General features: G+C 36.0%; 14 protein-coding genes. All 14 read left to right on the plus strand.

The window, feature by feature from the left end; genetic code table 11:
- The first annotated feature begins 76 nt into the window (after positions 1–76).
- The 14 genes from AC3WSO_RS04220 to pseB all read left to right on the plus strand — a co-directional run bounded on the left by AC3WSO_RS04220 (position 77) and on the right by pseB (position 12,207).
- Positions 77–1,444, plus strand: a complete 1,368-nt coding sequence (locus AC3WSO_RS04220) for an ATP-dependent helicase ComFA (RefSeq protein ID WP_492528980.1) — start codon at positions 77–79, stop codon at positions 1,442–1,444.
- Complete coding sequence (locus AC3WSO_RS04225; protein ID WP_492528982.1) at positions 1,441–2,031, plus strand: ComF family protein; 591 nt, start codon at positions 1,441–1,443, stop codon at positions 2,029–2,031. Before AC3WSO_RS04220 ends, AC3WSO_RS04225 begins: the two co-directional genes overlap by 4 nt.
- A gap of 264 nt (positions 2,032–2,295) precedes the next feature.
- Positions 2,296–2,709 carry a TIGR03826 family flagellar region protein gene (locus tag AC3WSO_RS04230; protein WP_492528984.1) on the plus strand — a complete coding sequence of 138 codons (414 nt, stop codon included), beginning with the start codon at positions 2,296–2,298 and terminating at the stop codon, positions 2,707–2,709.
- 366 nt (positions 2,710–3,075) lie between these two features.
- Positions 3,076–3,336: a flagellar biosynthesis anti-sigma factor FlgM gene (flgM, locus tag AC3WSO_RS04235; RefSeq protein ID WP_492528986.1), complete on the plus strand. Its 261-nt coding sequence runs from the start codon at positions 3,076–3,078 to the stop codon at positions 3,334–3,336.
- Positions 3,337–3,363: 27 nt separating this feature from the next.
- Positions 3,364–3,864 carry a flagellar protein FlgN gene (locus AC3WSO_RS04240; RefSeq protein WP_492528988.1) on the plus strand — a complete coding sequence of 167 codons (501 nt, stop codon included), beginning with the start codon at positions 3,364–3,366 and terminating at the stop codon, positions 3,862–3,864.
- Between the two features lie 49 nt (positions 3,865–3,913).
- Positions 3,914–5,455, plus strand: a complete 1,542-nt coding sequence (gene flgK / locus AC3WSO_RS04245; protein WP_492528990.1) for a flagellar hook-associated protein FlgK — start codon at positions 3,914–3,916, stop codon at positions 5,453–5,455.
- Between the two features lie 29 nt (positions 5,456–5,484).
- Positions 5,485–6,405 carry a flagellar hook-associated protein FlgL gene (flgL, locus tag AC3WSO_RS04250; protein ID WP_492528992.1) on the plus strand — a complete coding sequence of 307 codons (921 nt, stop codon included), beginning with the start codon at positions 5,485–5,487 and terminating at the stop codon, positions 6,403–6,405.
- A 110-nt stretch (positions 6,406–6,515) separates the two neighbouring features.
- Positions 6,516–7,079, plus strand: a complete 564-nt coding sequence (locus tag AC3WSO_RS04255; RefSeq protein ID WP_492534242.1) for a DUF6470 family protein — start codon at positions 6,516–6,518, stop codon at positions 7,077–7,079.
- 16 nt (positions 7,080–7,095) lie between these two features.
- Positions 7,096–7,539 carry a flagellar assembly protein FliW gene (gene fliW / locus AC3WSO_RS04260; RefSeq protein WP_492528994.1) on the plus strand — a complete coding sequence of 148 codons (444 nt, stop codon included), beginning with the start codon at positions 7,096–7,098 and terminating at the stop codon, positions 7,537–7,539.
- Entirely contained in the window at positions 7,539–7,757 is a 219-nt protein-coding gene (gene csrA / locus AC3WSO_RS04265; RefSeq protein ID WP_402770462.1) for a carbon storage regulator CsrA, read from the plus strand. The genes fliW and csrA overlap by 1 nt, the downstream gene beginning before the upstream one ends.
- A gap of 203 nt (positions 7,758–7,960) precedes the next feature.
- Positions 7,961–8,770 (plus strand): flagellin N-terminal helical domain-containing protein, encoded by an 810-nt coding sequence (locus tag AC3WSO_RS04270; protein ID WP_492528996.1) that lies wholly within the window; start codon positions 7,961–7,963, stop codon positions 8,768–8,770.
- A 197-nt stretch (positions 8,771–8,967) separates the two neighbouring features.
- Entirely contained in the window at positions 8,968–10,653 is a 1,686-nt protein-coding gene (locus tag AC3WSO_RS04275) for a motility associated factor glycosyltransferase family protein (RefSeq protein WP_492528998.1), read from the plus strand.
- A gap of 1 nt (position 10,654) precedes the next feature.
- Positions 10,655–10,978 (plus strand): DUF8042 domain-containing protein, encoded by a 324-nt coding sequence (locus AC3WSO_RS04280; RefSeq protein WP_492529000.1) that lies wholly within the window; start codon positions 10,655–10,657, stop codon positions 10,976–10,978.
- A gap of 257 nt (positions 10,979–11,235) precedes the next feature.
- On the plus strand, positions 11,236–12,207 hold the full coding sequence (pseB, locus tag AC3WSO_RS04285; protein ID WP_492529002.1) for a UDP-N-acetylglucosamine 4,6-dehydratase (inverting): 972 nt from the start codon (positions 11,236–11,238) through the stop codon (positions 12,205–12,207).
- Positions 12,208–12,244 lie beyond the last annotated feature (37 nt).

The following is a 12,244-nucleotide window of genomic DNA, read 5'->3' on the forward strand; positions in this document are numbered from 1 at the left end:
TACAGTAAATGTGTAGAGGCTGTTTTTTTATTAAGAAACTTTTCACCCCAAAAAGCGACATGAAAGGAGCAAAGCAATGACATATAAAGGTTGGTTGTTGCCACCTACATTACGAGATTTCCATGAAGGACGTATTTGGTTAAAGGAGCATGCCCCATTTTCCAAGGAAGATATCGATAAATCAATCAAGTATAAATACTTCCATATAATAGAAGGGATTCAAAAAGAGCCACATTTAAAATGCAATCGTTGCCATAATGAAGATCCTCAGCAATTTACAACGTTTGATTGTTCAAGGTGCCAGCAGTCATGTATATATTGTAGACATTGTTTGAATATGGGCAGAGTGAGTAGTTGTACGCAATTGATCATTTGGACAGGCCCTCGCGCAAGTAGGACAAAAAAGCATTCACTCGAATGGGCGGGGCAATTTACAGTGCTTCAACAGCAGGCGGCAATTGAAATGCTAGAAAGTGTGAAAGCAAGGCGTTCCCACCTTTTGCATGCGGTATGTGGGGCTGGAAAAACAGAGCTACTTTTCCCGACTGTTCATTATGCGTTAGAGCAAGGCTTGCGAGTATGTATCGCTGCGCCTCGTACAGATGTAGTGTTAGAGTTATATCCACGCTTTCAAAAAGTTTTCCCGCATACTGTGATCCATGCATTATATGGTAAATCACCAAAGCAGGATGGCTATGCCCAGCTCGTGTTGGCGACAACACATCAACTTTATCGCTTTGACCGAGCATTTGACGTCATGATTGTTGATGAGGCTGATGCCTTTCCGTATATATTTGATGAAACGTTGCAAATCGCAGTGCAACAGGCAAAAACAGAAAATGCGCCACTATTGTTGGTCACGGCAACTCCTTCTCCTAAACTACTTACTCAGTATCAAAATGAAAGTTATTCATTTATCCCGAAGCGCTATCATGATCGTCCATTATCAGTCCCTCGATTTCATTCCCTATGGAGCTATGAAAAAAGCTTGAAACGAGGAAAGATCCCAAGAAAGCTAAAACAATGGACAGAGGAGCGCCTTGCACGCAAAGAGCCATTTCTATTATTTTTCCCAAAAGTAGAGTTAATGAAAATAGCAACACCGCTGTTTCAATTATTAGATGACAGTATCATGGCAGTACATGCGGAAGATCCGGAGCGTAAAGAGAAAGTGCTGAAACTACGTGATAAAGAAGTTCCAGGTTTACTGACTACGACCATTTTAGAAAGAGGGATTACGATCAAGAATGTACAGGTTGCAGTCATTGGGGCAGAATTGACCATTTTTACTTCAAGTGCACTCATACAAATCGCAGGGCGTGTTGGTCGAAATGCCGATTTTGCAGAGGGAGACGTCGTATTTTTTCATCATGGCATTACGGCTGAAATGGATGATGCGCAGACAAAAATTCTTAATTATAATAAGAAAGGATTTTCATCATGAATAAAATTGAAACACTGTGCTTATTATGCTCACAGCCTTTGCAATCAGCAATCTCATGGAAACTACTTTTAACAAAACAATTTCAGCCGACTATCTGTGATAAGTGCTCAGCTCAATTTGAATATTCCTCAACAGCAACAGCGCTTTACCAATATAACGATGCGATGAAAGACTTTTTACATCAATATAAATTTCTTCAAGATGTTGCACTTGCTAAAGTATTTCGGCAGGAGCTACATGCACGATTGAAGCATGAAAAAGCAACCATTATACCGATTCCTATGCACCCCGTTAAGCAAAAGGAACGTACCTTTTCGCATATGGAGGAGCTATTGAAGGCAGCGAATATTCCTTTTATACAACTTTTAGAAAAAACGACGACAGAAACGCAAAGCTCCAAAAATAGAGAGCAGCGAAACCAAATAGCATCTCTTTTCCGTCTAATGGATGGAGCCCATGTAGAGCATAAAGAATACTTTCTTTTTGACGATATAAAAACGACGGGGACGACTTTAAGGCATGCTACTGAGGTTTTATTAAATGCAGGTGCCAAAAATGTAAAAATATTCACACTAATTAATGGATGAAAATACTAATGCATTGTGTATAATAGATTACGAGTATATAAGGTTCGTTTAGCTGTTATTATCTTCATTCAGACACTTTCTGAATGAGGAACTCAGTCTAAGAACGCCACGTCCTGTGGCAACGACTGAGTGACCAACATCACGTTGGCCTAAAGCCTCTGGCGGATGTCACGGATTTTGAGAGGAATGAATTGTGCCCCGCACAATCCAAAATCCGGACGAATTACGCCAAGGCGCAATTGATTTAAGAGGAGGAAGAAATAGATGGCAGAGGTTCGCAATTGTCCGAAATGTAATGAGTTTTTTAATTATATAGGGGTCAGAGAAGTATGTCATAAATGCGCTCAATCAGAAGAAGAATTATATCAAATCGTTTATCGCTTTTTACGTAAACGTGAAAACCGTGCGGCGACAGTAGAGCGTATCGTTGAAGCGACAGGGGCGGAAGAGGAGCTGTTGTATAAATGGGTACGCAAGGGGCGCTTACAGCCTGCGATGTTCCCGAATCTTGGCTACCCATGTGATAACTGTGGTCACTTAACGACAACAGGTAAGCTTTGTACAAAATGTCAGGATGAATTGAAGTCGGAGCTACGTACATTCGAAGCGGCGAAGGAGTTCCGTGAGAGTGTGGCAGATCGTGATCGTGTAACCTATCACGCAGATCGAAAACGTTAACTTATTTCAACGAGTGTCCAATCAACCGCTGAAATAGAGGAACACAGGCTACGAGCTTCACATCCTGTGAAAACGCCTGAAATCAGTTTTGTGCATAGGCCTGTGTGAGGGCGACACGATGTCAGTCATTTCGGTAATGCCACAGGACGTGGCGATTTTACCGATACAGGCAGTTAGCTGTTATCGCATGGACGCGATGATTTTAGGCTAACATTTTATATCGCAATTATACCGAGGCATAATTGATAGGTCTAAAGTGTGTTAATTTTAAACAAAATTAGCACACTTTTTTCTATTTGAAAACTTAACATTATGTGAGACAATCCGAAATAATAGTAAGATAAGCTTTTAGACAGGGGGGATTACATGAAAATCACATCATATGGTATTAATGCAGTGAACGCCTATAACAATCAGGTGCGCAATGTAAAATCAAGCACTATCAAGGCATCCTTCACAGATAAAATCGAAATTTCAAAGACTGCACAGGAGATGCAAGGGATTTCAACCTATAACACAGAGCGTGCAGACCGCGTAAAACAATTAAAAGAAGATATCGCTTCTGGGGAATACAAAGTAGACGCTCGCAAAGTGGCAGAAGATATGCTGAAATATTATCGTTTCTAAGGAATTTCAGAAAGGGTGCTTCGCAATATGTCTGTAGAAACGATCTGTTCTACACTAACAAAACTAGAAAGAATGCATAAAAGCTTACTTGAACTAGCCATTAAAAAAACTGAAATCATTACAGCTGGCGATATTGAAGCACTGGACCAAATGCTCAAGGATGAGCAGGCACATGTAGCAGCCATCGATAAGCTCGAGCAACAGCGTCAAAAACAGGTAACGGATTACCTTGAGGCAAAAGGATTTGCTTCAATTGACAAAGCAACTGTCGCTGATGTCATCGAGGTTGCTGAACAGCAGACTGAAAAAGACATGCTCTCAGCTGTTCGCAATCGATTATTGCAAATCATCAACGATTTAAAAAGACAAAACGATTTAAATCAAAAACTAGTGTTTCAATCACTGCAATTTGTCAACTTTACATTGGACGCTTTACAACCTCGTCCTGAGCAAATCAACTATTCTGGCAATGAGGTTCGTGGCACAAATACAATGGCAAAAAAATCATATTTCGATTCTCAAGCATAGTTTTTAAGAAATCAATTGCTGAAAAACGGTTACTAAGGGAGGAAAAAAAATGCGCTCAACATTTATGGGCTTAGAAGCTAGTAAACGTGGTTTATTTACACAACAAACAGCTTTATACACAACAGGACATAATATTTCCAATGCAAATACATTAGGTTACACTCGCCAACGAGCAAATATGCAAGCGACTCCTGGTTTTCCAAGTCCAGGCTTAAATCAACCTGTCTATCCAGGACATCTAGGAACAGGGGTAGAAGTAAGCTCGATTCAACGCACCCGCGATCAATTTACAGATCGACAATATCGCCAAGAAACGAATAAGTTAGGTTATTGGGATTCAACAGCAAAAACAATTTCGCAGATGGAAGATATCATGTCAGAGCCTTCAGAGTTTGGTATTAACCAATCATTCACAGATTTTTGGAAGTCGATGGAAGATGTTATTGACAATCCAAAAGATACAGCTGCACGTCAGGTATTAATTTCAAAAGGAATCGCAATTGCTGAGTCCTTTAATTATATGGATAGACAGCTAAAACAGATCCAAGGTAATATCGGGAATGAAATTAATGTATCGACGGATAAAGTGAATTCAATTCTTAAACAAATTGCAGCCCTTAATAAACAAATTCAAGAAGTTGAGCCGAGTGGTTATGTGCCAAATGATTTATATGATGCACGTGATGTATTGGTAGATCAGTTAAATGAATATATTCCTGTAACTGTTTCATTGCAAAAATCAGGTGGTTTAGCAAAAGATGTAGCTGAAGGTTCAATGACGATTACATATGTATCAGCAGACGGTACTCCTATTAAATTAGTGGATGGTAGACAATACGCTGCACTTGCAACGATGGACACAAACGGTCAGCGCATTGATGGTGATGTTGATGATCAAGCGACAGGGAGCTATGCTAACTTTAAGGAAATTAAAATTTCTGATATTGGCGAGCCACCAGGAGATCCAGCGAATGGAATTTCAATTGATTACAAGCAAATGGACCCTGGTAAAGGTACATTACGTGCATTGATTGATGCGTATGGACATAGCGGTGGACAAGGTACTTATCCAGAAATGCTTGCTAATTTAGATAAACTAGCAAATGAATTTATAACAAAATTTAATGAAGTTCATAGTAAAGGTTTTGGTTTAGATGATACTACAGGTCAGAACTTTTTCTCTGGGACGACTGCACGTGATTTTAAAGTAGTGATTACCGATCCGAAGCAAGTAGCTGTATCTGATACGAAGGGTGAGGAAGGTAATAACGGAAACATGCGTAAGTTAGCAGCGCTGCAGTCGCAGGCTCAAGATAACTTAAAGAAAGGTACATTCCAAAACTATTATAAATCATTAGTAGGGGACTTAGCGGTTAAGGGGCAGGAAGCTGAGCGTAGTGCATTCAACGCTGAAACAATGCATTTGGAAATTTCAAAACGTCGTAATTCAATGAACTCAGTTTCCTTAGATGAAGAGATGACTAATATGATTACATTCCAGCAAGCATACAATGCCAATGCACGTATGATTACAGTGGTAGATGAAACATTAGATAAAATCATCAACGGTATGGGAAGAGTAGGGCTATAATAGCCACTTAACTGAGAGGAGATAAATTTATGCGCGTTACACAATCAATGATGTCGAGTAATATGCTACGCAATTTAAATACAAGCTATAGTAAAATGTCAAAATATCAAGATATGTTGAACTCAGGTAGTGTAATTTCAAGACCATCCGATGATCCGGTTGTTGCGGTAAAGGGAATGGGCTATCGTATAGATCTTGATAAAAACCAACAATACCAACGAAATCTACGTGAAGCAAATACATGGCTAGATACAACAGATGAAGCTCTTGATCAAGTAGGCGGAGCATTAAAACGGGTAAAAGAACTTATTGTACAAGCGGCTAACGATACAAATACAGCTGATGATCGACAAAAGATCAATGCAGAAATGCAACAAATTAAGGGACAATTGCGTGATATCGCCAATACAAAAGTGGGCGAAAACTATATCTTTTCAGGCACGCATACTAATCAGCCGCTTTATACTGATGAAACTGGACCGCAAAACCCAGGAATTACTACTGGAGGACAGAAGCCGATAGAAATCAACGTTTTTGATGGTGTTCCAATGAATATTAACACTCCAGGTGCTGATTTATTTAATGATATTGATGGGTTTATGACGCACATAACAACACTTTTAGGAAGTGGTGCAACAGGTGCAGAGATTGGCGATGCACTTGGTTTAGAAGTAACAAGTGGTACTAGTAAAATTCCTGGTTTAGATGGTATTTATGAAAGTGCATTGACCATAAGAGCAGATGTCGGAGCTCGTCAAAATCGTGTAGAGATGATGGGAAATCGACTAAGTCTTCAAGAAGTTAATGTAACGAAACAACTATCTAAAAATGAAGACACAGATTATGCGAAGACAATTACAGATATGGTTACACAGGAATCTATTCACCAAGCAGCTCTATCAGTAGGAGCAAAGATCATTCAGCAAACTTTAGTAGATTTTATCCGATAAAATCTCTAAGGTTCTGCCCCGAAAGCGAAGCGTCAGGGGCAGACTTTATAATGAATTATAGAGCGTTTGAACAATATGTTCAGACGCTTTTATTGAAAGGAGAGGTAAATGTGAGGCTCCCACAAATACAAATTCATACAACAGACGCTAAAATAGACCTTAATATATCAAAGCCACAACAATATATTAAACAACCTAAAGCTACTCAACATATTAAACAGCCAGCAGCTATTTTGGAAATCAGTACGACTAGAGGTGTTTTAAAAATAGACTCTTCTCAGGCGAGACGGGATATAGGAATGATAGGCCCATTGGAATCAAGTTCCAACTACGCAGAACAAGGTAAAAAAGAGGCTCTTAAGGGAATTGCACGTAGAGCGAGTGAGGGACGTCAAATGATGGACAACGCAGGGAAGGGTCAGGGACGTGCGACAATTCATGGTATTGCAAAACAAAATCATGGTCCTCACCGAGTGCAATTTAATATTAAGTTTATACCATCTGTAGATTCTGTCAAAATCGACTATACCCCTGGGACAACAGACGTCAATATCCAGCGTAGAGAACCAATTATTGACGCAAAGGTGAACAAACCAATACACGAATACACACCTGGTAAAGTAACTGGTACAATGGTACAAAGGCCAGATGTGAACATCGATGTCATCATTTAAAGGAGCGTATTAAATAATGAAAATTGCTACAAAATTTTTAGGTGAAGTCGAAATATTTGAACAAGACATCCTTACGTTTGAACAGGGACTATTAGGATTAGAGGGTGAAAAAAAATTTGTAATACTATCTATAGATGCAGATCTTCCATTAGCAATATTACAATCAGTTGAGCACACAGAAATTGGTTTTGTAGTAGCCTATCCGTTCGCCTTCAAAAAAGATTACAGCTTTGATATATGTGAAGATGATCGTACCCAACTACAAATTGAGAAGGAAGAGGACGTACTTACATACTCTATTGTAACAATGAAGGAAACATTCCAAGATTCAACTATTAATTTGCTTGCACCTTTAATCGTTAACATGGATAAAAAATGTGGTAAACAGATAGTCCTTCAAGATAATAAATCCTATCCATTACGTTTCCCAATGAGAACATTGGAAGGAAGTGCAAAATAATGTTAGTACTTTCTCGAAAAAAAGATGAATCTATAATGATTGGCGATCAAATCGAAATTAAAATATTAGCTGTCGAAGGTGAGCAAATTAAAATCGGTATTGTCGCGCCAAAAACAGTTAAAGTACACCGTTCCGAAGTTTTTGAAGCCATTCAAGCACAAAATAGAGAAGCTTTATCAGCATCTTCAAGCTTCTTAGAACAGCTAAAGAAAAAATAAAGAATATTATACCTTAGCGATAATTTTAAACTAGTAATCTATTACATAAAAAAAATAAAAAAACTTTTGAAAAAAACTATTAAACATTTCCAATTAAATACGATATATATATTGTAAGGGGCAGGAAGTACATACATACTACCTAATCCGAAATTCCACACGGATGTGGAATAACAAAACAAACATTCAAGGAGGAATTCCAAATGAGAATTCAACACAACATTTCAGCTTTAAACACACACCGTAACCTTACTTTCAACAACACTCAAGCTTCTAAAAACCTTGAGAAATTATCTTCAGGTTACAAAGTAAACCGTGCTGGCGATGACGCTGCTGGTTTAGCAATTTCTGAAAAAATGCGCGGACAAATCCGTGGTCTTGATATGGCTACTAAAAACGCTCAAGACTCAATCTCTTTAATCCAAACAGCTGAGGGTGCACTTAACGAAACACACGCAATCCTACAACGTATGCGTGAATTAGCAGTACAATCTGCGAACGATACAAACGTAACAGCAGACCGTACAGCACTTAACAAAGAAGTTACAGCATTAAAATCAGAAATCGACCGTATTGCTAAAAACACTGAGTTCAATACTCAAAACTTATTAAACGGTACTTTCTCTGGTAAAAAATTCCATATTGGTGCTAATGATGGCCAAGCTATTACATTAAAAATTGGCACAATGGATACAAAAGGTCTAAAAATTACTGGTTCAATTGATACTCAAACAAAAGCTGACAAAGCTATCAAAAACTTCAACGATGCATTAGAATCAGTTTCTTCTCAACGTTCTGATTTAGGTGCTGTTCAAAATCGTTTAGAGCACACAATCAACAACTTAGGTGCTACATCTGAAAACTTAACAGCTGCTGAATCACGTATCCGTGACACAGATATGGCTAAAGAAATGATGGGCTTCACTAAGAACAACATCTTAATGCAAGCTGCTCAATCTATGTTAGCTCAAGCTAACCAACAACCACAAGGTGTACTTCAATTATTACAATAATTGATTAACATTTAACATAAGATATTTAAAGCTTGAACGAAATTTCGTTCAAGCTTTTTTTTATAAAAAATTTAAAAATCCTTTTTTATACCGATATAAACTAAGAAGTTGATATATCGGTATTGGTAAACAGGTATCACTAAAAAATCCTTTCTTATAAGGAAAAGCCTCACTAAGTGAAGCAAGGAGACGACTTTATGGAAGATTTAGAAATAGTTTATTTACAAACAAAAAATGAAAAGCCTAATGCGAAAGTTAATGGGTATTTTTTACATAGCAATTACAATCCAGAAGCAGAAGCTGATAAATACATAGATAATAACTATAAAGAAGGATATTTAAATATACTTTTTGGGTATGGGTTAGGTTATATAGCTAATACTATTGCTAAGAAGTATGAAAAAACAGATATTTTAGTATACGATCCTTTATTTAATCGTTTAAATATTAAAAATAAAGATAAAATCGTTAATGTCTTTTCTGATTTCCAAGACTTTTGTAAACGTAGTGAGAATCATATTGCTGACTTTGATCGTAAGGTCAATATACTGATTTCGCCTAATTACGATAAAATTTTTGACAGGGAATATAAAGAATTCCTTGATTTTATTCGTCATATTCAAATTGAAGATATTGTGAATGAAAATACAATAAGATTTTTTGGTGATTTATGGCAGGAAAATTACATTATGAATTTACATTATGTTCATAAAGATCAAAGTTTAAAAGAACTTTACAATAAATATGAATGTCCAGTGATCCTAGCTTCGGGAGGACCTTCATTAACGAAACAATTATCAGTGTTGAAAAAGATAAAAGATAAATGTTTGATAATTAGTGCCGGATCGACAATTAACTCATTATTAGCTGCAGATATTATTCCTGACTATGTAGTATCGATGGATGGTGGAGAAAGTAATTATTTACACTTTAAGAACATTAAAAATAATAATTTCGATTTAATTTATGGTTTAGGAAATGCATGGAGAATAGAAAAAGATTTCAAAGGAAACCGCTATAGTTTTTGTTTTTATGGAGAAGATAGTATACAAAATCGTATTAAAGAAGGATTAGGAAAAGATCTTCCGATGTTATCAACTGGTGGTACAGTTGCTATAACCGCATTAGAAGTAGCAAGTAAAATCAGTACAGGGCCTATAGCAATCATTGGACAGGATTTAGCCTTTACAAACAATAAATCCCATGCAGAAAATAATAACCATTACAGTGAATTGAATGATGAGTTTTTCAAGAAAGATATGGTTTTTGAAGTAGAGGGATACTATGGAGAACCTGTAAAAACAAATCACCAATTTAATAGTATGAGAAAAGGTTTAGAGAAATTATATCAAATCCTACAGCGTACTCATAAAATCTATAATTGTACAGAAGGCGGTGTGAAGATTAATGGTATACCACAATTAGATTTTGAAGCTTTTTGTGAAAATTATATTAATCATATGAATAATATTCCAAAGTTGAAACTTAATAATGAAGTAAATGATAACGATGCAATTTATAAAGAATTTATGAGTAAAGAAATCGAAATCTATTTAAAAATAAAAAAATTAATAGTTGAAGCGATTCAACTATTAAAAGAAGAAAGAAATAATACTTTATTTTCAGCTAGTACTTTAAAAAAGTTAGATAAAATTGATTCTAAATTGAAAGAATATTACCCACAAGTTATTATGGAAAGAATCATTGATCCAATTACTATGGATGTAATGAGAATGAACATAGATAATAAACAAATAGAGACAAAAGAAAAATTTAAACAAATTCATAAAAAAAATATGTATCTTTATGAAAATATTTTAGAGGCAACTGAAAAATCTTTAAAATATACAAGAGTAGCATTAGACGAATTCGGGGGTTGTTAAAATGGATAAATTAGAGATTGTGGATGAATATTATAAATATGTAGCTAAAATTCCGACAGGGTTGCAATATATTGCTGATAATTTAAGAGCTGACAATGTTCAGACAGCTTTAAATGAAATATTAAATTTTTCAGAAGGAATAACTTGGATAAAACAAATGGAAGAGATATTAATGGGGCAAGGGGTCAATGTGAATTTAAATAAACATCAATTAGAAGATTATTTAAATCTTATCAACGAAGGTTTAGAAAAACAAGATTTTGTTCTTGTAGCTGATATTTTTGAATATGAAGTGATGCCATATTTTGAACAAATAATAGCTTGAAATTAATTTTTTAGTCATAGCTGATCGTTAAATAAGAACACTTTTTGAATTTATAATTAAATTCAAAAAGTGTTTTTTCGTATATTCTATTAAAATAAATCGTTTGATATTGTGAAAATGGTGTAGAGTACATTGGCTAAAAGTAAAATTAGTAGGGATACCGCATTAATTATTATATTTATTATTTTTCAAATGTAGAAATACGTTAAAATTATCCGATATAATATTTATATGATACATAGATAAGGGGAAATACAATGAGTGTTTTAAAAGATAAAGTGGTATTAGTAACAGGCGGGACAGGCTCTTTTGGTAAAAAATTTATTGGAAAAGCACTTACATTAGGTGTAAAAAAAATCATCGTTTTCAGTCGCGATGAACTAAAGCAATATGAAATGAAACAAGAGTTCCAAGATGAACGCATCCGATTCTTTATTGGTGATGTGCGGGATAAAGACCGTTTATATCGTGCATTCGATGGTGTGGATATCGTCATTCATGCAGCTGCTATGAAGCATGTTGATGCATGTGAATATAACCCATTTGAGGCGGTAAAAACAAATATCCATGGTGCACAAAATATTATTGAAGCAGCTATTGATCGTGGTGTAGAAAAGGTAATTGCACTTTCGACAGACAAAGCATGTAGCCCTGTGAATTTATATGGTGCGACAAAACTAGCATCTGATAAATTATTTGTTGCGGCTAATGCTTATGTAGGAGAAAAGAAAACTCGGTTTGCAGTTGTGCGCTATGGTAACGTAGTAGGAAGTCGTGGTAGCGTAGTACCATTCTTTAAAAAAATTAAGGATACAGGTAAATTACCAATTACTGATGAGCGTATGACGCGATTCTGGATTACCCTTGATCAAGGAGTACAATTCGTATTAGATAATTTAGAGCGTATGTTCGGTGGAGAAATTTTTGTGCCGAAGATTCCAAGTATGAAGGTGACAGATTTAGCTAAAGCAATTGGTCCTGAATGTGAAATAGAAGTGATTGGAATTCGTCCTGGTGAGAAATTACATGAAGCGATGATTATGGAAGATGATGCACGTCATACAGTAGAGTTCAATAATTACTATGTAATTCAACCAGAACTAGCTTCATTAGCTCAAGAGCAAATAAATGGGGGCAAAGCTTTACCAGATGGATTTGCTTATACAAGTGATAATAATACTGAATGGTTAACTATAGAACAATTAAAAGATTTAGTAGAAGAAATGTAGTCTCAGACTGCATTTTTTCTTTCGGGGAGTGAAAAGA

It is taken from the genome of Lysinibacillus sp. EB106-09-02-XG168, assembly GCF_058791475.1.